This window comes from Streptomyces sp. AM 4-1-1, assembly GCF_029167625.1.
Taxonomy (GTDB): domain Bacteria; phylum Actinomycetota; class Actinomycetes; order Streptomycetales; family Streptomycetaceae; genus Streptomyces.
In genome coordinates, this window is sequence record NZ_CP119145.1 from 6086059 (window position 1) to 6107463 (window position 21405).

A 21405-nucleotide genomic window follows, 5' to 3' on the forward strand; every position below is an offset into this window, starting at 1 on the left:
GTCACGCGGAAGGCGGCGCGGGACGGACCGTGCGGGGCCCCGCGCACCGGGCGCCGTACGCCTCGACCCGCCGCCGCAGCTCCCGGTCCGCGGTGATCACGGCACACGGCCGGTCCGGGTCCGACGCGGAGACGGCGGCGACCAGCCCGGCGATCAGGTCGTCACCGCTGCCGGGCGCCGACTCCACCCGTACCCCCGGCACGGACGTGACACCCCGGGCCGCCCCCTCGACGACGAGGACCACCTCCACGGGCCCCGTGTCCAGCGACGGCAGCCCGTCCTCGGCGACACCCACGAGGGAGTCGCGCAGCCGCTCGGCCGCGCCGCGCCGGTCCCGCCACCAGCCGTCGGGGACGGACCCGACCACGTTCGCGGCGTCGACGATGAGCAGGGTGGTCCCGGACCTGTGTGCCGAGGGGTTCGATCCGGTGCCGGTCATTCCGGCAGGTTAGCCGCGCGCCATGACACACACCGCCATGACACACAGCACCACGACACACAGCGCCATGACACACACCGCCACGACACACACCGCCACGACACACACCCTCACGACATCACGTCGTACGAACCTCCGCGCACCACGACACACGCGTCCGCGCATCACCTCACACATCGCCCGCGCCGCGCCCCACGCCGCACGCCCCCGGCGGGAGGCGGGGGGCATGGAACGGCGGCGGGCCGTACGGAAGGCGATCGATCCGTACGGCCCGCCACGCGTGCGGCGTTACGCGGGTACGCTCGCCACGCCCGGCGCCAGGAACTTCTTGCCCGTCACCCGCTCGGACACGCCCTCACGGTCCAGGTACGGTGTGACGCCGCCCAGGTGGAAGGGCCAGCCCGCGCCCGTGATCAGGCAGAGGTCGACGTCCTGGGCTTCTGCGACGACGCCCTCGTCCAGCATCAGGCCGATCTCCTGCGCGACGGCGTCCAGGACCCGCTCCCGTACCTGGTCCTCCGTCAGCACGACATCGCCCTGCTTGAGGAGCGCGATGACCTCCGGGTCCAGCTCCGGCCTGCCCGAGTCGTGGACGTAGAAGCCGCGCTTGCCCGCCTTCACCACGGCCGCCAGGTTCTCGGAGACCGTGAACCGCTCCGGGAAGGCGCGGTTCAGGGTCTCGGAGACGTGCAGCCCGATGGCGGGACCGACCAGTTCGAGCAGCACCAGCGGTGACATCGGCAGACCGAGCGGTTCGACGGCCCGCTCGGCGGTCTCGACGGGAGTGCCCTCGTCGATGACGTTCTGGACCTCGCCCATGAAGCGGGTCAGGACGCGGTTCACGACGAACGCCGGGGCGTCCTTCACCAGCACCGCGGTCTTCTTCAGCTTCCGCGCCACACCGAACGCGGTGGCGAGCGCCGCGTCGTCGGTCCGCTCACCGCGGACGATCTCCAGCAGCGGCAGGATCGCCACCGGGTTGAAGAAGTGGAAGCCGACGACCCGCTCGGGGTGCTTCAGCTTCGACGCCATCTCCGTCACCGACAGGGACGAGGTGTTGGTGGCGAGGATCGCGTGTGCCGGGACGACCGCCTCGACCTCCGCGAACACCTGCTGCTTGACGCCGATCTCCTCGAAGACCGCCTCGATGACGAAGTCGGCGTCGGAGAAGCCCTCCGCCTTGTCCAGGACACCGGTGACCAGTGCCTTGAGACGGTTGGCCTTGTCCTGGTTGATCCGGCCCTTGCCGAGCAGCTTCTCGATCTCGGCGTGGACGTACCCCACACCCTTGTCGACCCGCTCCTGGTCGATGTCGGTCAGCACGACCGGCACCTCCAGACGGCGCAGGAAGAGCAGAGCGAGCTGGGAGGCCATCAGTCCGGCACCGACCACGCCGACCTTGGTGACCGGGCGGGCCAGCGACTTGTCGGGGGCGCCGGCCGGGCGCTTGGCGCGCTTCTGGACGAGGTTGAAGGAGTAGATCCCGGAGCGCAGCTCGCCGCTCATGATCAGGTCCGCGAGCGCCTGGTCCTCGGCGTCGAAACCGGCGCCCAGGTCGCCGCTCCTCGCGGCGGCGATGATGTCCAGCGCGCGGTAGGCGGCCGGGGCCGCGCCGTGCACCTTGGAGTCGGCCACGGCCCGGCCGCGCGCCACCGCCTGGTCCCAGGCGTCACCGCGGTCGATCTCGGCGCGCTCGACGGTGGTCGCGCCCGTGAGGACGGACGCGGTCCAGCTCAGTGACCGCTCCAGGAAGTCGGCGCCCTCGAAGATCGCGTCGGCGATCCCCAGCTCACGCACCTGCCGGCCCTTGAGCTGACGGTTCTGGCTCAGCGAGTTCTCGATGATCACGGAGACCGCGCGGTCGGCGCCGATCAGATTGGGCAGCAGCACACAGCCGCCCCAGCCGGGCACCAGACCGAGGAACACCTCGGGCAGCGAGAACGCCGGGACCGCCGCCGACACCGTCCGGTACGAGCAGTGCAGACCGATCTCGACGCCGCCGCCCATCGCCGCGCCGTTGTAGTACGTGAAGGTCGGCACGGCCAGCCCGGAGAGGCGCCGGAAGACGTCGTGGCCGCTCCTGCCGATGGCGAGCGCGTCCTCGTGGCGCTTCAGCAGCTCGACGCCCTTGAGGTCGGCGCCGACCGCGAAGATGAACGGCTTGCCGGTGATGCCGACACCGACGATCTCGCCGTCGGCGGCCTCCTTCTCGACCTGGTCGATCGCGGCGTCGATGTTCGCCAGCGACCGCGGTCCGAAGGTGGTCGGCTTGGTGTGGTCCAGGCCGTTGTCCAGCGTGATGAGCGCGAAGCGCCCCGCGCCGGCCGGCAGGTCGAGGTGGCGGACCTGGGCCTGGGTGACGACCTCACCGGGGAACAGCTCGGCCGCGCTCTTCAGGAGTGCGCTGGTGGACGTGCTCACTTGCTGCCTCCTGCGGTGTCGAAGTGCGGGTTCTCCCAGACGACGGAGGCGCCCATGCCGAAGCCGACGCACATGGTCGTCAGGCCGTAACGCACCTCGGGGTGGTCCTCGAACTGCCGGGCGAGCTGCGTCATCAGACGCACCCCGGAGGAGGCCAGCGGGTGACCGTAGGCGATGGCGCCGCCGTACTGGTTGACACGCGCGTCGTCGTCGGCGATGCCGTAGTGCTCAAGGAAGGCCAGCACCTGGACGGCGAACGCCTCGTTGATCTCGAAGAGACCGATGTCCTCGATCGACAGCCCGGCCTTGGCGAGGGCCTTCTGGGTCGACGGGATCGGGCCGTAGCCCATGACCTCCGGCTCGACGCCCGCGAAGGCGTACGACACGAGCCGCATCCGCACCGGCAGGCCCAGCTCGCGGGCGACGTCCTCGGCGGCGAGCAGCGAGGCGGTCGCGCCGTCGTTGAGCCCGGCGGCGTTGCCCGCGGTGACCCGGCCGTGCGGGCGGAACGGCGTCTTCAGACCGGCCAGCGACTCCATGGTGGTGCCCGGACGCATCGGTTCGTCGGCGGTGACCAGGCCCCAGCCGGTCTCGCCCACCTCGGCGTCGGTGCGGCGGACGGCGACCGGTACGAGGTCCTGCTGGATCTTGCCGTCGGCGTACGCCTTGGCGGCCTTCTCCTGGGAACGTACGGCGTACTCGTCCGCGCGCCGCTTGGTGATCGAGGGGTACCGGTCGTGCAGGTTCTCCGCGGTCATGCCCATGAACAGGGCGGACTCGTCGACCAGCTTCTCCGACACGAAGCGCGGGTTCGGGTCGACGCCCTCGCCCATCGGGTGGCGGCCCATGTGCTCGACACCGCCCGCGACGACGACGTCGTACGCGCCGAAGGCGATGGAGCCGGCCGTCGACGTGACGGCGGTCAGCGCGCCCGCGCACATGCGGTCGATGGAGTAGCCGGGCACGGACTGCGGCAGCCCGGCCAGGATTCCGGCGGTGCGGCCCAGCGTGAGCCCCTGGTCGCCGATCTGGGTGGTCGCTGCGATGGCGACCTCGTCGATCCGGGCCGGGTCCAGGTCCGGGTTGCGACGCAGCAGCTCCCGGATGGCCTTCACGACGAGATCGTCGGCGCGGGTCTCGTGGTAGATGCCCTTCGGGCCCGCTTTGCCGAACGGGGTGCGGACGCCGTCGACGAAGACGACGTCCCGGATGGTACGAGGCACGATGGCTCTCCTCCAGGGTGCGGGATGGCACTGCTGCGGGGCACGCCCGGGGGCGTACCGCCACTGTCATGCTACTTGCGGGTAACCAGACTGCCCACCCCCCACGTCGACAGCGGTGAAGGTCACACGCCGACGGGCCCGCCGGGGCCCGGCCCGGACGTCGGCAACCTGGCGTGAATTCGCCTCTCGCCGACCGCCGTGGTGATGACCGGGGACGGACGGAATCACCCGCTCCGTCCGAGATGTCGACCGGTGCGAGGTGACGGCCGATCAGCCGCGTCCCCCGCTCCGGGTGCCCTCCGCCTCCGCCGCGGAAACGGAACACCCCCGGCCGATCGGGCCGGGGGTGCGGTGTTTCGAGGTGCGGGGGAGCAGGTCAGGACGTGGTCGACAGGGCCCGTACGAGGAGCGGGGCGACGTGTTCGATCTGCCAGCGCCGGGCGCCGTGACTCGCGAGCGCGGCCTCCACGGTGTCCGGGCTCGCGTCCCGGGGCGGCTCCCAGCAGACCCGGCGGACGGTGTCCGGGGTGATCAGGTTCTCCTGTGGCATGTTCAGCCGCTCGGCCAGTTCCGACACCGAGGCGCGGGCCGCCGAGAGCCGGGCGGCGGCGGCCGGGTCCTTGTCCGCCCAGGAGCGGGGCGGCGGCGGGCCCGCGGGCTGCTGGCCGGGCTGCGGCAGCTCGGCATCGGGCAGTGCCTTGGCCCGGTCGACGGCCGCCTGCCACTGCTCCAGCTGCCGTCGGCCCATGCGGTGACCGAAGCCGGGCAGCGCCGTGAGGGCGTGGATGTTCGGCGGCACCGCGAGCGCCGCCTCGATGATCGCGGCGTCCCCGAGGACCTTGCCGGGGGAGATGTCGCGGCGCTGGGCGACCTGGTCCCGGGTGGTCCACAGCTCCCGTACCACCGCCATCTGACGGCGCCGGCGCACCTTGTGCATGCCCGAGGTGCGGCGCCACGGGTCCTTGCGCGGCGGGGCGGGCGGCGCCGAGGCGATCGCGTCGAACTCCTCGCGCGCCCACTCCAGTTTGCCCTGCCGGTCCAGCTCGTCCTCCAGGGCGTCCCGCAGGTCGATCAGCAGCTCGACGTCCAGGGCGGCGTAACGCAGCCACGGGTCGGGCAGCGGCCGGGTGGACCAGTCGACGGCGGAGTGACCCTTCTCCAGGGCGTAACCGAGCACGCTCTCGACCATCGCGCCGAGGCCGACACGGGGGAAGCCCGCCAGTCGCCCGGCCAGCTCGGTGTCGAACAGCCCGGTCGGGACCATGCCTATTTCGCGCAGGCACGGAAGGTCCTGGGTGGCGGCGTGCAAGATCCACTCACTGCCGGTGAGGGCCGCGCCGAGCGTCGACAGATCGGGGCAGCCGACCGGGTCGATCAGCGCGCTGCCCGCTCCCTCCCGGCGGAGTTGTACCAGGTAGGCGCGCTGCCCGTAGCGGTAGCCGGACGCGCGCTCGGCGTCCACGGCCACCGGTCCGGTACCCGCGGCGAAGGCGGCGACCACCTCGGCGAGGGCGTCGTCCGACGTCACCACCGGGGGAATGCCCTCGCGAGGTTCGAGCAAGGGGATCGGCGCCGGGGCGACGTCGGCCGGGGGAGCGCCCCCGGTGGTTCGCAGTGAACTGTCTGCTGCGGTCTCTTGGGCGTCGGTCACCTGTCAAGGGTATCCATGGAAGTGCGGCGCCCGTCGACGGAACGTTCCGTCGACGGGCGCCGATGCATGTAAACCGGCCGGTGTCCCGGAGGACGGCCGGCCGGTGCGGTTCAGTGGATGATGCCGGTACGCAGGGCGACGGCGACCATGCCGGCCCGGTCTCCGGTGCCCAGCTTCCGGGCGATCCGGGCGAGGTGGCTCTTGACGGTCAGGGCGGACAGTCCCATGGAGACGCCGATGGCCTTGTTGGACTGGCCTTCGGCGACCAGTCGCAGGACCTCGACCTCGCGGCCGGACAGTTCGCGGTAGCCGCCGGGGTGGCTCGGCGAGCCGGGCGGGCGGCGGTGCATGCGGGCGGCGTTGGCGCCGATGGGGGCGACGCCGGGGCGGGTGGGGTGGCCGATGTTGGTACGGGTGCCGGTGACGACATAGCCCTTCACGCCGCCCGCGAGGGCGTTGCGTACGGCGCCGATGTCATCGGCGGCGGAGAGGGCGAGGCCGTTCGGCCAGCCGGCGGCTCGGGTTTCGGACAACAGGGTCAGCCCGGAACCGTCGGGCAGATGGACGTCGGCAACGCAGATGTCGCGCGGGTTGCCGACGCGGGGACGCGCCTCCGCGATGGACGAAGCCTCGATGACGTCGCGAACTCCGAGGGCCCACAGATGGCGGGTGACGGTGGAACGGACGCGCGGGTCGGCCACGACGACCATGGCCGTCGGCTTGTTCGGGCGGTAGGCGACCAGGCTTGCGGGCTGCTCTAGGAGAACGGACACCAGGCCTCCTGGGGAGTGGCTGGACGGGCCGGCTCGGGGATGAAGCCGGGGCGAACCGTGCTTGAAGGGTCATTGACCTCTTCGGCAGCAGACCCGTCCTCCTTTAGAGGAAGATCACGATTTGGTGAGTAACAATTCGGGCAAATAGGACGCGCGATCGATTGTACGAAAAGAGAGCCGATCGGTGTACGAGGGATGTGGGGCACCCTTCCGGCGGCCCCGGGCCCGTGCGGCGGCCCTGGACGCACGCCGCTGCCCCGGACTCCCGTAACGGTCCGGGAGGCTCCCGACGACCAGGTCTCCCCGCAGCGGTCCGAGCCCGCCCGGTGGCGCGCGACAGGGGGCCGTACACCGTGGTGTACGGCCCCCTGTCCGTCGCTCCCGATGGCCGCCCGGAGGCGGACGGCTACGGGACCTGCGGCCCGCGCCGCTGAGGCAGCGTCACCACCGCCGCGTCGGCCTGGGCCGACGGGGGCAGTCCGGCGACCTGGCACAGGAGGTCCCCCCACGCCATCAGGTGCGCCGCCGTGTCCGGCACCCCGCCACGCCCCTCGCGCGGCGTCCAGGACGCCCGGATCTCGATCTGGGTCGCCGCCCGTCGCTCGGCCAGCGCGCCGAAGTAGTGCGAACCCGCCCGGGTGACCGTGCCGCCCGCCTCCCCGTACGACAGACCCCGGGCGTCCAGCGCGCCGGTCAGCCAGGACCAGCAGACCTCGGGCAGCAGTGGATCGGCGGCCATCTCCGGTTCCAGCTCCGCGCGTACCAGCGTCACCAGACGGAACGCGCCCTGCCAGGCGTCGTGGCCCTCGGGGTCATGGAGCAGTACGAGACGGCCGTCCGCGAGATCGTCCTCGCCGTCGACGACCGCCGCCTCCAGCGCGTACGCGTGCGGCGCGAGGCGCTGGGGTGGTCGCGTCGGCTCCACCTCCAGCTCGGGGCGGAGCCGCGCCGCGCGCAGCGCTTCCACCGCCGACCGGAACGCGGACGGGACGGAACCGTCCTCCGCGCTGTCCTCGCCGTCAGCGCCATCGGAATGATCGGAGAATTGTCCCTGAGCCGGAGCCATGCCGGGAAGAGTAGGCGGAACCGGAGCCCGGTGCGGGGACAGACACCCGGGCGGGGCCGGGTCCTTCCCGCCACATGCGAAGATTCTGGACGTGAGTGCCAACGAACGCCCCCCGGGCCAGCAGACGAAGACACCCGCCACCCACGACTCGGCGTTCCTGAAGGCGTGCCGGCGAGAGCCGGTGCCGCACACCCCGGTCTGGTTCATGCGCCAGGCCGGACGCTCGCTGCCGGAGTACCTGAAGGTGCGCGAGGGCATCGCGATGCTCGACTCCTGCATGATGTCGGAGCTGGTCACCGAGATCACCCTCCAGCCGGTCCGCCGCCACAAGGTCGACGCCGCGATCTACTTCAGCGACATCGTCGTCCCCCTCAAGGCCATCGGCATCGACCTCGACATCAAGCCCGGCGTCGGCCCGGTCATCGCCGAGCCGATCCGTACCCGCGCCGATCTGGCCCGGCTGCGCGATCTGACGCCCGAGGACGTCCCGTACGTCACCGAGGCCATCGGCATGCTCACCGCGGAGCTGGGCGCCACCCCCCTCATCGGGTTCGCGGGGGCGCCGTTCACGCTCGCCAGCTACCTCGTGGAGGGCGGCCCGTCCCGCAACCACGAGCACACCAAGGCCATGATGTACGGCGACCCGGAGCTCTGGGCCGACCTGCTCGACCGGCTCGCGGAGATCACCGGGGCCTTCCTCAAGGTCCAGATCGAGGCCGGTGCCTCGGCCGTCCAGCTCTTCGACTCCTGGGTCGGGGCGCTCGCCCCGGCCGACTACCGCCGCTCGGTGCTCCCGGCGTCCGCGAAGGTCTTCGACGCCGTCGCCCCGTACGGCGTCCCGCGCATCCACTTCGGTGTCGGCACCGGTGAACTCCTCGGCGCGATGGGCGAGGCGGGCGCGGACGTCGTCGGCGTCGACTGGCGGGTCCCGATGGACGAGGGCGCGCGCCGGGTCGGCCCCGGCAAGGCCCTCCAGGGCAACCTCGACCCGGCGGTGCTGTTCGCGCCGACGGAGACGGTGGAGGCCAAGACCCGCGAGGTGCTGGACGCCGCCGCGGGTCTGGAGGGGCACATCTTCAACCTCGGTCACGGCGTGCTGCCGACGACCGACCCGGACGCCCTGACGCGTCTCGTGGAGGACGTGCACACCCGTACCGCCCGCTGAGACCCCAGGGCCCGAGCTGTCCGGGTCCGTCACGGAGGCCGCCGCCCGATCCGGGCGACGGCCTCCGTCGTCGTACCACCGCCGACGGGCGGACTCAGGCGGCGCCCGCCTTGCGGACCTCCGCCGTCGCCCTGCGTGCCGCGACCAGGACCGGGTCCCAGACCGGGGAGAACGGCGGCGCGTAGCCGAGGTCGAGCGCCGTCATCTGCTCCACCGTCATCCGGGCCGTCAGTGCCACCGCCGCGATGTCGACCCGTTTGCCCGCGCCCTCGTGCCCGACGATCTGCGTCCCCAGCAGCCTGCCGGTGCGGTACTCCGCGAGCATCTTCACGGTCATCGGCTCCGCACCGGGGAAGTAGCCCGCGCGGCCGGTCGCCTCGACGGTCGCCGTGACGAACCGCAGCCCCACGGCGCGGGCGTCCTTCTCGCGGAGCCCCGTCCTGGCGATCTCCAGGTCGCAGACCTTGCTGACGGCCGTACCGACGACCCCGGGGAACGTGCCGTAGCCGCCCGCCACATTCGCCCCGATGATCTGGCCGTGCTTGTTGGCGTGCGTGCCGAGCGCGATGTGCCGGGTGTGGCCCGCGACCAGGTCGAGGACCTCGACGCAGTCGCCGCCCGCCCAGATGTTGTCGTGGCCGACGACCCGCATCGACAGATCGGTGAGCAGCCCGCCCTGCGGCCCCACCGGCAGACCCACCGCGCGCGCCAGCGAGGTCTCCGGCTCCACCCCGATCCCGAGGACCACCACGTCCGCCGGGTAGGTCGTGTCGTCGGTGGCGACCGCGGTGACCCGGCCGTCGGCGCCGGTCTCGATCCGGGTGACCTCGGCCTCGTTGACCGTCGTGATGCCCAGGCCGTCCATCGCCCGGTGGACCAGCCGGCCCATGTCCGGGTCGAGTGTCGTCATCGGCTGTTCGTCCCGGTTGAGGACCGTCACCTCGAAGCCGCGGCGCAGCAGCGCCTCCGCCATCTCGACACCGATGTACCCGGCGCCGACGACGACCGCGCGCCGGCCCTTCGCCTGCTCCAGCGAGTCGAGGAGCGCCTGCCCGTCACCCAGGGTCTGCACGCCGTGCACACCGGGCGCGTCGATCCCGGGCAGCCCCGGCCGCACCGGGCGGGCGCCCGTGGCGATCACCAGCTTGTCGAACCCGGTCCAGTACGTCTCACCCGTGTCCCGGTCCGTCGCCCGCACCCGGCACCCGGCGACATCGATCTCCGTCACCTCGGTGCGCAGCCGCAGATCGATGTCGTGGGCCCGGTGCTCCTCGGGGGTACGGGCCACCAGGTCGTCCGGTCCGTCGACGTCGCCCGCGACCCAGTACGGGATGCCGCAGGCGGAGTACGAGGTGAAGCGGCCGCGTTCGAAGGCGACGACGGCCAGCTCGTCCGGCCCCTTCAGCCTGCGTGCCTGCGACGCGGCGGACATGCCCGCCGCGTCACCTCCGATGACCACCAGTCGCTCCGCTGTCATGCCGGGTCCCTTCGCCGCCGAGTGTCCGGCCGCCCACGCTACGGTGATCGGCGGGCGAGTGACGTCCGCGACCCGGCCGTCAGGTGCGCGGCGGGTGCGAGGGGAGCGTCCCGGGAGCGGACGCGGGCGCGGGCACGGCGGGGGCGTCCGGCCCGTCGGGCGTGGCGGACCCGGGGGCGGACACGACGGGCGCACCGGCCGTGGCCGCCGCGGGCTTCCGGTACCGGCCGCGCACCAGCCGTACCAGCAGCAGGAGCACGACCGCCGCGCCCAGGAACGGCGCCGCGGCGCCCAGCGCCATCGCGGCCCAGCGCAGCAGCGTCACGAAGGCGTCCCAGCCGCCGCCGAGCGCGTCCAGGAAGCCCGGGTCGTCCTCGGACTCCTTCGCGACCGCGTCGGGCTCGGTGAGCACCAGGGTGATCGTCGCCATCGTGGTGCGGTCCTTGAGCGACGCCTGCTGCGCGAGCAGCGACTCCAGCGCCGCCTGACGGGTGCTCAGCTCGCCTTCCAGGGCGACCACGTCGGCCAGCCGGTCGGCCCGGTCCATCAGCGCCCTGACCCGGGCCACGCTCGTCCGCTGGGTGGCGATCCGGCTGTTCACGTCCACCACCTGATCGGTGACGTCCTGGGCGTCCGAGGTGCGTGACAGCAGCTTTCCGGCGCCCGCGAGATCGCGCAGCACCGCCTCGTAGCCGTCCTGCGGGACGCGCAGCACCAGCCGGGACGTCTCGTGGTCGTCGTCGGTCCGCTCGGTGGATTCGTTCGCGACCAGGCCGCCCGAACCCGTCGCCGCCGCCCGCGCGGCGGCGACCGCCCCCGGCACGTCCTTGACCTCCACGGACAGCGTGGCGGTACGGATGACATGGGTGGCCGACGCCGCCCCCGGCTTCTTCGGCGCTGCCGTGGCACCTGCCGCGGGGTGTTCCCCGGACTTCGCCGTGTCCGCGCTGCCCGCGCCTTCCGGGGCCGCCGCGGCCCTGTCCTGGCCGCTCCTGGCGTCGGCGCGGTCGGCGGATCGGCTGCCGCTGCCGCTGCCGCAGCCGCTCAGCGCGAGGAGCGCGGCGAGCAGCCCGGCGGCCAGGGCCGTGCGGGCCGTGACGCTGCGGCCCCTGGTGACGGCGCGGTGCGTGGCGGTGCGGTGCGTGGTGGCGCGGTGCGTGGCGGTGGTGCCGGACGGACGTGACGCCCGGTGACGTACGGGACGGCCTGATCGCATGAAGTTCTCCCCCGGGGCGCGTGGTGCTGACGACGGTTCGACGTTCCGGACGGCGGATCGGGTTGCGTCCACCGGTTTCGAAGCGGTCACGGTCGGGCCTCGGAACGGGTTTGAGAGAGTGGGGGCATGGAGCGATCACAGAACGGCGTGGCCGCGCGCGACGGGCACCCGCCGGACCCGCGCACGGGAGACGGCGTGGACACGCGTACGGGACACGTCGTCGTCATCGGCGGTGGCATCGCCGGACTCACGGCGGCCCACCGGCTGCTGGCCGCCGGGCAGCGGGTCACCCTGCTCGAAGCGAGCGACCGGCTCGGCGGCAAGCTCATGACCGGTGAGGTCGGGGGCGCCACGGTCGACCTGGGCGCCGAGTCGATGCTGGCCAGACGGCCCGAGGCGGTCCGGCTGGCGGAGGCCGTCGGGCTCGGCGACCGGCTTCAGCCACCCGCCACCGCCACCGCGTCGGTCTGGACCCGGGACGCGCTCCGCCCCATGCCCAAGGGCCATGTGATGGGCGTCCCCGGCGACCCCGCCGCGCTCGGCGGGCTGCTCTCGCCCGAAGGCGTCGCGCGGATCGCCCGGGAACGCGACCTGCCTCCGGCCACCGTCGGTGACGACGTCGCGGTCGGCGCGTACGTCGCGGACCGGCTCGGCCGCGAGGTCGTCGACCGGCTCGTGGAACCGCTGCTCGGCGGCGTGTACGCGGGCGACTCCTACCGGATCTCGATGCGCGCCGCCGTACCGCAGCTCTTCGAGGTGGCACGCGAGGGCGGCTCGCTGCTCGACGGGGTGCGGCGGGTCCAGGACCGGGCCGCCGCCCGGCAGCACACCGGACCGGTCTTCCAGGGCATCGACGGTGGCATCGGCACCCTGCCCCGGGCGGTCGCCGCGGCCGTCCGTGAGCAGGGCGGTGAGATCGTGACCGGCACCCCCGTGCTCGGCCTCAGCCGCACCCGCGACGGCTGGGACGTCCGTACCGACGCCCGGGTGTTCACCGCCGACGCCGTCGTCCTGGCGACCCCGGCCGGGCCCGCCGCCACCCTGCTGGCCGCCGAGTCCCCGGCCGCGTCCGCCGAACTGGCCGGCGTCGAGTACGCGTCGATGGCCCTGGTCACCATGGCGTTCCGGCGCTCCGACGTGACCGCGCCGGACCTGTCGGCCGGGCGTTCCGGTTTCCTCGTACCGCCGGTCGACGGCCGCACCATCAAGGCGTCCACCTTCTCCACCAACAAATGGCGCTGGGTCGCGGACTCCGCGCCCGGCCTCTTCCTCCTGCGCACCTCCGTCGGCCGGTACGACGAGGAGGAGCAGCTGCACCGCGAGGACCGCGAACTCGTCGACGTGTCACTGCGTGACCTCGCCACCGCCACCGGACTCGCCGCGGCCCCCGTCGACACCCGGGTCACCCGCTGGACCGGCGGACTGCCGCAGTACCCGGTCGGTCATCTCACCCGGGTCGCCCGCATCCGCGGCGCGGTCGCCGAACTCCCCGGCCTGCGGGTCTGCGGGGCGGTGTACGACGGTGTCGGCATCCCGGCCTGCGTCGCGAGCGCCGTCCGCGCGGCTGACGAGATCGTCGCGGGCCTGGGCCCCGGTGGGCGTGCCGGCCACCCCGCCCGGCACGGAGATCGACACCAGGCCGACCCTGGCGCCGGGCACGGGGAGCGAGGCGGGACAATAGCCGTATGAGTGCGCCTGAGAAGATCCCCAACGCCGGCAAGAAGGCCAAGGACCTCAACGAGGTCGTCCGCTACACCCTGTGGTCCGTCTTCAAGCTGCGGGATGTGCTGCCCGAGAACCGCGCCGGTTACGCCGACGAGGTCCAGGAGCTGTTCGACCAGCTCGACGCCAAGGACGTCACCGTCCGAGGCACCTACGACGTGTCCGGTCTGCGGGCCGACGCGGATCTCCTGATCTGGTGGCACGCCGAGACCGCGGACGCCCTCCAGGAGGCGTACAACCTCTTCCGCCGGACCAGGCTCGGCCGTTCGCTGGAGCCGGTCTGGTCGAACATGGCGCTGCACCGCCCCGCCGAGTTCAACAAGGCGCACGTGCCGGCGTTCCTGGCCGACGAGACGCCGCGCGACTACATCAGCGTCTACCCGTTCGTACGCTCGTACGACTGGTACCTGCTGCCCGACGAGGACCGGCGCCGGATGCTCGCGGACCACGGCAAGATGGCGCGCGGCTTCCCGGACGTCCGCGCCAACACGGTCGCGTCGTTCTCGCTCGGCGACTACGAGTGGATTCTCGCCTTCGAGGCCGACGAACTGCACCGTATCGTCGACCTGATGCGTCACCTGCGCGCCTCCGAGGCCCGGATGCACGTCCGTGAGGAGGTCCCGTTCTTCACGGGCCGCAGGAAGTCGCTCTCCGACCTGGTGGCCGGACTCGCGTAGCGAGCGGGTCCCGGCCACCCTGGCCCGGAAGATCAGACGAGGGGCAACGACGCGTCACGCGCCGCCCCCCGTTCCAGCGACACCGGGTTCGGCTCCGGGTGCGGCGCGCACTGCGCGCGCCGCACCGGCGTCCTTCCGGTCAGCAGATACGACTCCAGGTAGGCGTTGACGCAGGGGTTCTCACCGCCGCCGATGCCGTGCGACCCCGAACCCCGCTCCGTGACCAGTGCCGCGCCCGGCAGCCGCCGCTGGAGCTCCAGGGCCCCCTTGTACGGGGTCGCCGCGTCCCGTTCGGCCGCCAGGATCAGTGTCGGGGGCAGCGCTCCCCGCGCGGTACCGATGTCGACCGGCTGCCGCCTCGGCGCGGGCCAGTACGCGCAGGGCAGGTTCATCCAGGCGTTGTCCCAGGTCTCGAACGGCGCGGTCCGCGCGAGCGCGGTGTTGTCCCGGTCCCACACCCGCCAATCGGTGGGCCACGGCGCGTCGTTGCACTCGACGGCCGTGTAGACCGCGTTGGCGTTCTCGCTGTCCTTGATCCCGGCGGGCCGCGGTGTGGCCTGGTCGATCAGCGGCTGCGGGTCGCCGTGCACGTACTCCGAGAGCGCCGTCGCCCGCATCGACCAGTAGTCGTCGTAGTACGCGGCCCCCAGGAACGCCGACTGGAGCTCACCGGGGCCGACCTTCCCGCCCGCCGGTTTCACCGCCAGCTCCGCGCGCACCTTCTCGTACCGCCGCCCCACCGCCGCGGCCGTGGTTCCCAGCCGGTACGTCTCGTCGTGCTTCGCGACCCAGGTACGGAAGTCCCTCCAGCGCGATTCGAAGGCGCGCGACTGGTCGAGGTTGGAGCGGTACCAGACCGTGTCCGGGTCCGGGTCGACCACCGAGTCGAAGACCATGCGCCGGACGTGGGACGGGAACAGCGTCGCGTACAGACCGCCGATGTACGTGCCGTACGAGGCACCCATGAACGTCAGCTTCCGCTCGCCCAGCGCCGCGCGCAGCACCTCCAGGTCGCGGGCGTTGTTGATCGAGGAGTAGTGGCGCAGCGCGGGTCCGGCGCCGCGCGCGCAGCCGCGTGCGTACGCCTTGGCCCGCGCGATCCGCTTCCGCTTGTACGCCTCGGACGGGTGCGTGGGCGAATCGCTGGGCGCCCTGGCGAAATCGGCCGGGTCCTGGCAGGACAGCGGGGCCGAGTCACCGACTCCGCGGGGCACATAACCCACCATGTCGTAGGCACGGGCGATCCGTTTCCACTCGGCCAGCTCGCCGACCATCGGGAAGGTGAGGCTCGAAGCGCCGGGTCCGCCCGGGTTGTAGACGAGCGCGCCCTGGCGCTCGGCCGAACCGCCGGTGGCCCCGGCCATGCTGACGGTCAGTCGGATCTGGCGGCCGAGGGGGGCCGCGTAGTCGAGCGGTACGCCGACGGTGCCGCACCGGACCGAGTCCGGCAGCATCTCGGCCTCGGCGCACGGGCCGAAGGCGATCCCGGCCGCCGCCGCGCGCTCGGCGGCGATCATCGTGCCCGTGTCCTCGGCGGCCCGGCGGACGCCCTCGCGCGGGTGGTCGAGGCCCGTGGCGGGCGCGACGGTCAGGGCGGAGAGGACCAGGGAGCCGATGGTTCCGTACAGCGCTACTGCTCTCACGCGTGTTCCCTTCGTGCGGACGGATGAAGCCGAAGGGGGATGGTCGGGCGAGCGGTCAACGATGTAAAGCACTGGCTCCGAATGTCATATGGAATGACCCTGATGCTCGTCGTGGCGGCCGGGTGGGGGTGGCCGAGGCGGGCGGCTCGGGGTCACCTCCCGCTTCGGGGTCACCTCCGGCCGGGGTCACCTCCGGCCGGGGTCACCTCCCGCTTCGGGTCACCTCCCGACGAGTACGCCGCGCGCCGCGCGTACCAGGCGGACCGCACGGTTCGGCGGGCGTGAGCCCGAACGGTCCCGCCACCACTGGGTCAGTCGGCGCCGGGCGGCCGGATCGGCGGGACGTCCGACGGACAGCAACGTCTCGGCGAAGTCCAGCGCGTCACGCCGGTGTCCCGTGGTGAGGGGGTTTCTCCTGGCGTACGCGATGAACGCGCGCCGGTAGTCCTCGCCGAGGATGTCCGGCAGTTCGGGCGCCACCTTGGCGACGATCCCGGCCCGCTTGGCCGCGAGTGCGCGGCTCTGGACGGCGAGTCGGCGTGGATCGAAGCCCTCGGGGGCGGGGGTGCCCGCGACCAGGGCGGAGAGCAGGGCGGTCTGGGCCACGGCGAGGTGGCCGCGGGCGGTGGTGGTCCGCTCGGGGGTCGGGGGGACCCGGAGCCGGGTGGTGGCTGCGGTGGTCGTTGTGGCTGTGGTGATGGCTGTGGTCACGCCGGTGGTGGGCTCCGGCGGTGGCTGCTGGGGGTGCGGGTGCTGCTGCGGAGCTTCCGCCTCAGGCACCTCAGGCACCTCACGTGCCACTCGCACGTCTCGTGCCGGTCGGGCCCGGAGCGTCGGGCGGGCCGGGTGGTGGGCCGCCGTGTCCAACGTGTCACGGATCAGGTCCAGTTCGGCCGCCAGTTCCGACGCGGGCGGGAAGTCGTCGTCGCGCTCCAGCAGGACGCCGGGAGGTGTGACCCGGGCGCGCAGTTCGGTCAGGACGTCCAGGACCGGCCGGGTGACGGGGTGGGCGTGCGTGTCGTGCCAGACCCCGTCCCGCTCGACACCGCCCGCCACATGGACGTACGCGATCGACTCCAGCGGCAGTTCGTCCAGTGCCGCCGCAGGGTTCTCGCCCCGGTTCACGTGGTTGGTGTGCAGATTGGCCACGTCGATCAGCAGCCGCACCCCGGTGCGTTCCACCAGTTCCGCCAGGAACCGTCCCTCGGTCAGTTCCTCGTCGGGCCAGCTGATCAGAGCCGCGATGTTCTCCAGGGCCAGCGGCACCGGCAGCGCGTCCTGGGCGATCCGGACGTTCTCGCACAGCACGTCGAGCGCTTCGCGGGTGCGCGGTACGGGCAGCAGATGGCCCGCTTCGAGCCTCCGCGACGCGGTGCGCGGCCCTCCGGCCCGTACGAACGCGATGTGCTCGGTGACCAGCGGGGCTTCGAGCAGCGTGGCCCGTGCCGCCAGGTCCGCCAGCCGCCCCGGGTCCGGTCGGTCGGCCCCGCCGAGGCCGAGCGAGACGCCGTGCGGGACGACGGTGACGCCGCGCTCGCGGAGCCGAACCAGTGAGTCGGGGAGGTGGTCGACGCAGATGTTCTCCGCGACCGCCTCGACCCAGTCGATCCCCGGTAGTGCCTCGACCGCCTCCGCGATCTCCGGTCGCCAGCCGATCCCGATGCCCAGCTTCATGCCGCCCCCTTCGTCCACCTGGTGCCGGGGTGATGGCCCGGCCGCACGTCGATGAACCCCAGGAGGGGGACGTTCAGAGGCCGATTTGAGGTTCCGGGGCCGGCCCGGCGGATTCGGCGGGCCGGTGGATCGGACGGATCGGTCGCCGGCCGGCTCGCCCGCCGCCCGCCGCCCGCCGCGCCCGCCGCCCACTGGCCCCGCGCTCGCCGACCCCCCCGCCCGTCGGCCTCAGCGGTGGCGACGCAGCGCCGGGTGGTCGGCGACGACCGTGCACGAACCCGGGGCGATCTCCGTGAACCCGGCGTCCCGCACCACGGGCAGTCCGCTCACGGTGAGTCCGGCCCAGCGCGCCGCGTCGGGGGTCGCCACGGACAGCGGGAACCCGGCCTCGCGCCACGCCTCGCGCTCCGCGTCCGACAGCTCCCACCACGCGAGCTGCGCGCCGTGTCCGGCCTGCGCCATGGTCTTGCCCGCCGACATGTCCAGCTCCGGGTTGAGCCAGAGCACCGGACCGGCCGGATCGGGCGCGGCCGGGGGCTCGGGGTCGTCCAGGTCGGTGCCCGACACCTGGAGCTTCGCCAGCTCCTTGGGCCAGCCGTCCAGCGGAACCGGCGGGAACACCCGCACCTCGGCGCTCTCGCCCATGACCGTGATCCCGGGCAGCTCGGACGCCTTGCGCCACTCGGACCCCCGGGCCCGGCGCACCACCTTGCGGATACGGGCGTCCTGCCAGTCCCGCACGGCGCGCGCCCACTCGCCCTCGCCCAGCGACCTCTCGTCGGAGAGCATCACCAGCACCGCCCGCGCGGCCGTGCGCAGCGCGTCGGTACGGGCCGGGGGCGCCGCCTTCTCGATGCGCACCACCAGCGGCAGCACGTACTGCGGCGAGGCGTCACGGTCCGTCGGCTCGACCTGGAAGGGGCTCGCCCCGGACCGGGCCGTGGCCTCGTCGGAGCGGGCCGGACTCTCGTCGGACCGGGGGGCCTGACCCTCGTGACCCGACGCGTTCGAAGGGCCCGGGACCCCGGGAAGAACCGGCGCCTTCGGAAGGGCTCCGGAATCCGGGTGATTCGGGACGGAAGCGGACGCGGGAATGTCGTTGCTGCTGCTCACCCGCCCAGTCTGCCAGCCCTCCCGGCCACGACCCTTGGCGTATCGCGGGCCTCAGGTGAGGATGTACCGCATGAAGAGCGATCTCTTTTCCAGCGAACACCTGGCCCAGCCCGCCACCGCCCCCGGCATGACTCTCCAGAACGACAAATCAGTCAAATACGCCGTGAACGGGGAGATGCACGCGCGCCAGGGGTCGATGATCGCCTTCCGCGGCAATCTCCAGTTCGAGCGCAAGGGACAGGGGATAGGCGGTCTGCTCAAGCGGGCGGTCACCGGCGAGGGGCTGCCGCTGATGGCGGTACGCGGTCAGGGCGAGGCGTGGTTCGCGCACGAGGCCGCCAACTGCTTCATCGTGGACATGGAGCAGGGCGACGTCCTGACCGTCAACGGCCGCAACGTCCTCTGTTTCGACCCCACCCTCCAGTACGAGATCAAGACCGTGAAGGGCGCCGGAATGGCCGGCGGCGGCCTCTTCAACAGCGTCTTCACCGGATACGGGAAGCTGGCCCTGGTCTGCGAGGGCCACCCCATCGTGATCCCGGTCACCGCTCAGCAGCCGGTGTACGTCGACACGGACGCGGTCGTCGGCTGGAGCGCCGAGCTGAACACCTCGCTGCACCGCTCGCAGAGCTTTGGCTCGATGGTGCGCGGCGGTTCCGGCGAAGCGGTCCAGCTGATGCTCCAGGGCGAGGGGTTCGTGATCGTACGGCCCAGCGAGGTCAAGCCCGAGAAGGCGTCGGCCAACTGACGGCCCGCCCGCGCCCCGGAGGCGTCGAGGAGCGGGCAGCCGGTACGGAACCGGAGCGTCGGCGGCCGGTTTCCGTACGGGCAGCCGGTACGGAACCGGAGCGTCGGCGGCCGGTTTCCGTACTGAAGAGGCCGGCCTCGATGTCGTCGGGCGCGGCTCCGGTGTCCGCACCCCGCCGCTCGGTCTCCACGGCGGTGACGCGGTGACGAGCCGGCTCACCGCCTTGCGTGGCTGAGTAACCTCGTACGCATGGACGATTCGTACTGTGAGACGCCCGCACCGACCCCCGCGCACACGGTGGCGGACGGGCCTCCGTACGCCGAGTGCGTGCTGTGCCGGAAGCCGACCGAGTACCCCGAGTCGGTCAAGGGCAGCACCCTCTGCCCGGTCTGCGAATGGCAGGAAGCGGGCCGCACGGCCTGCTCCGGCTGAGGACGCCGCCGGGCCTCCCGTTCGGATCATGCGGGACCCGTGGCGCCTGGAGCCGCGCCTCGCCGGGGAAGCGAAGACCTTTACGCGTCCGCGACGCGCGCGAGGACGATACGCGTCCGCGACGCGCGCGAGGACGGCCGACCGGACGGCGGACGGGGCGAGGGACGGGGCGGCGCCCAGGGCCGTGAGTACATCCGTGGCGGCGACCTCGGTTGTCCGAGTATGTTCACGACGGTCTTGTATCAGCGGACTCTGACAATCGAGCGCCGGGCCGGCCGGGGAGCCGAACCGGCTGAGCGGTGCCACCCGGAGCGGGCCGCACCTGGCCGCACCTCTCAGCGCGCCAAGCCCGGAGACCGGCCGCTGCCGTGGTTGTCGACCGTCGTCGTCCCCGCCGCACCCATCAGCTGTGACACCCGCACGAAGCGGTACCCCCGCTTCCGCAGCTCCGGCACCACCTGGGCGACCGCCCGGTCCGTGACCGGAGCCGCGCTGCGGGTGCAGTGCATGACGACCAGCGAGCCGGGCTTCACCCCGTCCAGCACCTGGCGGGTCACCGCGTCCGCGTCCGTCGCGAACGCGTCGCCGCTGACCACGTCCCACTGGACCGCCGTCACCTTCGACGGAGCCAGCGCGCGCAGTGTCGTGTCGTCGTAACACCCACCGGGGAAACGGAAGTACGGCACCACGTTGCGCACGCCCGCCTTGCGGAACGACGCGAAGGCCCGCTCCACATCGGCGCCCATGCCGCCCTTCTCGACGACCGGGAGTCCGTAGCAGGGGCCCTTGAAGGCGTAGTGGCTGTACGAGTGGTTGGCGACCTCGAACAGCGGGTCGGCGCCGATCGACCGGGCCTGCTTCGGATACTCGTCGGCCCAGCGTCCGGTCATGAACACCGTCGCGGGCACCTTCAGCCGACGCAGCAGCGCGATCAGTTCCGGGTTGTCGAAGTGCTCGCCCGCCGCCGCGCGCGGACCCTGGTCCGCCGTCATGTCGGCATCGAAGGTCAGCGCCACGACCTTGTCGCTCGTCCCGGCACTTCGCGAGAAGACCGGGGTCCGCCCGGCCGGGCCCGGCGCCATCGTGGGCGGCTTCCGCACCCGAGGTGTCTGTGACATCCGCGGCGGCGAGGCCGAGTGTGCGGGGGCGTGTGTGACCGCGCCGTCCGCGGAGACCTGGTCCGGGGCGGGGCCGGCGGTGCCGCAGCCGGTGAGTGCGCCCCCGACGACGGCCCCCAGGATCGTCAGGGCTGTCAGGGTGGGCGCCGAAAGCGGTGGGACCGGTGGGGTCGACGAGGCCGGTGGGACCGGCGAGGTCTGCGAGGCCGGTGGGGCAGCTGGGGTCGTCGGGGGCACCGAAACCGGCGAGATCAGCGAAGTCAGCGCGGTCCGTGGCGTCCGGTTTCGTGCAGCGTCAGCTGCTCTGCGTACACAATCGATCACCGACGGAAAGTAACCGATCATATGACCGGGGGGTGGCGGGCCACACCGCCGCCCCCCGGCCGTTCATCGGATCAGACCAGCGACGCGGTGAGCGTGATGGTGGTGCCCGAAAGGGCCTGACTGACCGGGCAGTTCGCCTTGGCGTCCTCGGCGGCCTTCGCGAAGCCCGCCTCGTCCAGGCCGGGGACCTCGCCCCGCACGGTGAGGTGGATGCCGGTGATGCCGGTGCCGGGCTGGAAGGTGACCTCGGCCTGGGTGGTCAGCCGGGCCGCCGGGTTCCCCGCGGTGGCGAGACCGTTGGACAGTGCCATGGAGAAGCAGCTGGAGTGGGCCGCCGCGATCAGCTCCTCCGGGCTGGTCTTCCCGTTCGCCTGCTCCGCGCGCGACGGCCAGGAGACCGGGTACTCACCGATGCCGGAGGAGTCGAGGGTGACGACCCCCGTGCCTTCGGTCAGGTTGCCTTCCCAGACCGTGTGTGCCTGACGCGTAGTAGCCATTCTGAAGATGTCCCTTCGGATGAGGT

18 protein-coding genes are annotated in these 21405 nt (G+C 72.7%); 5 read left to right on the forward strand and 13 right to left on the reverse strand.

What is annotated here, in order from left to right:
* Position 1: 1 nt before the first annotated feature.
* The 6 genes from PZB75_RS25675 to PZB75_RS25700 form a co-directional block, all read right to left on the reverse strand.
* Positions 2–439: an NTP pyrophosphohydrolase gene (locus PZB75_RS25675; RefSeq protein WP_275537660.1), complete on the reverse strand. Its 438-nt coding sequence runs from the start codon at positions 437–439 to the stop codon at positions 2–4.
* A gap of 288 nt (positions 440–727) precedes the next feature.
* Positions 728–2860, reverse strand: a complete 2133-nt coding sequence (locus PZB75_RS25680; RefSeq protein ID WP_275537661.1) for a 3-hydroxyacyl-CoA dehydrogenase NAD-binding domain-containing protein — start codon at positions 2858–2860, stop codon at positions 728–730.
* Positions 2857–4083, reverse strand: coding sequence for an acetyl-CoA C-acyltransferase (locus tag PZB75_RS25685; protein WP_275537662.1), 1227 nt, complete (start codon positions 4081–4083; stop codon positions 2857–2859). The genes PZB75_RS25680 and PZB75_RS25685 overlap by 4 nt, the downstream gene beginning before the upstream one ends.
* 376 nt (positions 4084–4459) lie before the next feature.
* The gene (locus PZB75_RS25690) at positions 4460–5734 is read right to left on the reverse strand and encodes a ribonuclease D (RefSeq protein ID WP_275537663.1); all 1275 of its coding nucleotides are present in this window, start codon (positions 5732–5734) and stop codon (positions 4460–4462) included.
* A 110-nt stretch (positions 5735–5844) separates the two neighbouring features.
* Entirely contained in the window at positions 5845–6507 is a 663-nt protein-coding gene (locus PZB75_RS25695; RefSeq protein WP_033300087.1) for a response regulator transcription factor, read from the reverse strand.
* 406 nt (positions 6508–6913) lie between these two features.
* Positions 6914–7573: a DUF3000 domain-containing protein gene (locus PZB75_RS25700; protein ID WP_275537664.1), complete on the reverse strand. Its 660-nt coding sequence runs from the start codon at positions 7571–7573 to the stop codon at positions 6914–6916.
* A 91-nt stretch (positions 7574–7664) separates the two neighbouring features.
* Between PZB75_RS25700 and hemE the strand changes: the two genes are divergently transcribed.
* Entirely contained in the window at positions 7665–8738 is a 1074-nt protein-coding gene (hemE, locus tag PZB75_RS25705; protein WP_275537665.1) for a uroporphyrinogen decarboxylase, read from the forward strand.
* Positions 8739–8832: 94 nt separating this feature from the next.
* Here hemE and PZB75_RS25710 read toward each other — a convergent pair whose 3' ends face one another.
* Positions 8833–10215, reverse strand: a complete 1383-nt coding sequence (locus PZB75_RS25710; RefSeq protein WP_275537666.1) for an FAD-dependent oxidoreductase — start codon at positions 10213–10215, stop codon at positions 8833–8835.
* 79 nt (positions 10216–10294) lie between these two features.
* Positions 10295–11431, reverse strand: a complete 1137-nt coding sequence (locus tag PZB75_RS25715) for a DUF4349 domain-containing protein (protein ID WP_275537667.1) — start codon at positions 11429–11431, stop codon at positions 10295–10297.
* A gap of 126 nt (positions 11432–11557) precedes the next feature.
* Here PZB75_RS25715 and hemG point away from each other — a divergent pair, with 126 nt between their 5' ends.
* Together hemG and hemQ are read left to right on the forward strand one after the other, a co-directional pair.
* Positions 11558–13120, forward strand: a complete 1563-nt coding sequence (gene hemG / locus PZB75_RS25720; RefSeq protein ID WP_275537668.1) for a protoporphyrinogen oxidase — start codon at positions 11558–11560, stop codon at positions 13118–13120.
* On the forward strand, positions 13117–13830 hold the full coding sequence (gene hemQ / locus PZB75_RS25725) for a hydrogen peroxide-dependent heme synthase (RefSeq protein WP_275537669.1): 714 nt from the start codon (positions 13117–13119) through the stop codon (positions 13828–13830). The genes hemG and hemQ overlap by 4 nt, the downstream gene beginning before the upstream one ends.
* A 32-nt stretch (positions 13831–13862) precedes the next feature.
* Here hemQ and PZB75_RS25730 read toward each other — a convergent pair whose 3' ends face one another.
* The 3 genes from PZB75_RS25730 to PZB75_RS25740 all read right to left on the reverse strand — a co-directional run bounded on the left by PZB75_RS25730 (position 13863) and on the right by PZB75_RS25740 (position 18260).
* Positions 13863–15473, reverse strand: a complete 1611-nt coding sequence (locus PZB75_RS25730; RefSeq protein ID WP_275537670.1) for an alpha/beta hydrolase — start codon at positions 15471–15473, stop codon at positions 13863–13865.
* A 219-nt stretch (positions 15474–15692) separates the two neighbouring features.
* The gene (locus PZB75_RS25735) at positions 15693–17147 is read right to left on the reverse strand and encodes a DUF692 domain-containing protein (RefSeq protein ID WP_275537671.1); all 1455 of its coding nucleotides are present in this window, start codon (positions 17145–17147) and stop codon (positions 15693–15695) included.
* 228 nt (positions 17148–17375) lie between these two features.
* Positions 17376–18260, reverse strand: a complete 885-nt coding sequence (locus tag PZB75_RS25740; RefSeq protein WP_275537672.1) for a peptidyl-tRNA hydrolase — start codon at positions 18258–18260, stop codon at positions 17376–17378.
* Positions 18261–18330: 70 nt separating this feature from the next.
* Here PZB75_RS25740 and PZB75_RS25745 point away from each other — a divergent pair, with 70 nt between their 5' ends.
* The gene (locus PZB75_RS25745) at positions 18331–19008 is read left to right on the forward strand and encodes an AIM24 family protein (RefSeq protein WP_275537673.1); all 678 of its coding nucleotides are present in this window, start codon (positions 18331–18333) and stop codon (positions 19006–19008) included.
* Positions 19009–19257: 249 nt separating this feature from the next.
* The gene (locus PZB75_RS25750; protein ID WP_275537674.1) at positions 19258–19440 is read left to right on the forward strand and encodes a hypothetical protein; all 183 of its coding nucleotides are present in this window, start codon (positions 19258–19260) and stop codon (positions 19438–19440) included.
* A 335-nt stretch (positions 19441–19775) separates the two neighbouring features.
* Here the strand turns inward: PZB75_RS25750 and PZB75_RS25755 are convergent, their stop codons facing one another.
* Together PZB75_RS25755 and PZB75_RS25760 are read right to left on the reverse strand one after the other, a co-directional pair.
* Positions 19776–20696, reverse strand: a complete 921-nt coding sequence (locus PZB75_RS25755) for a polysaccharide deacetylase family protein (protein WP_275538865.1) — start codon at positions 20694–20696, stop codon at positions 19776–19778.
* Between the two features lie 257 nt (positions 20697–20953).
* Positions 20954–21379 carry an OsmC family protein gene (locus PZB75_RS25760; RefSeq protein ID WP_275537675.1) on the reverse strand — a complete coding sequence of 142 codons (426 nt, stop codon included), beginning with the start codon at positions 21377–21379 and terminating at the stop codon, positions 20954–20956.
* Positions 21380–21405 lie beyond the last annotated feature (26 nt).

Excerpts from the sequence above, each read along its gene's own strand:
- PZB75_RS25675 (WP_275537660.1), bottom strand. The coding sequence starts at position 439 with ATGACCGGCACCGGATCGAACCCCTCGGCACACAGGTCCGGGACCACC.
- PZB75_RS25700 (WP_275537664.1), bottom strand. The coding sequence starts at position 7,573 with ATGGCTCCGGCTCAGGGACAATTCTCCGATCATTCCGATGGCGCTGAC.
- PZB75_RS25710 (WP_275537666.1), bottom strand. The coding sequence starts at position 10,215 with ATGACAGCGGAGCGACTGGTGGTCATCGGAGGTGACGCGGCGGGCATG.
- PZB75_RS25715 (WP_275537667.1), bottom strand. The coding sequence starts at position 11,431 with ATGCGATCAGGCCGTCCCGTACGTCACCGGGCGTCACGTCCGTCCGGC.
- hemG (WP_275537668.1), top strand. The coding sequence starts at position 11,558 with ATGGAGCGATCACAGAACGGCGTGGCCGCGCGCGACGGGCACCCGCCG.
- hemQ (WP_275537669.1), top strand. The coding sequence starts at position 13,117 with ATGAGTGCGCCTGAGAAGATCCCCAACGCCGGCAAGAAGGCCAAGGAC.
- PZB75_RS25735 (WP_275537671.1), bottom strand. The coding sequence starts at position 17,147 with ATGAAGCTGGGCATCGGGATCGGCTGGCGACCGGAGATCGCGGAGGCG.
- PZB75_RS25745 (WP_275537673.1), top strand. The coding sequence starts at position 18,331 with ATGAAGAGCGATCTCTTTTCCAGCGAACACCTGGCCCAGCCCGCCACC.
- PZB75_RS25750 (WP_275537674.1), top strand. The coding sequence starts at position 19,258 with ATGGACGATTCGTACTGTGAGACGCCCGCACCGACCCCCGCGCACACG.
- PZB75_RS25760 (WP_275537675.1), bottom strand. The coding sequence starts at position 21,379 with ATGGCTACTACGCGTCAGGCACACACGGTCTGGGAAGGCAACCTGACC.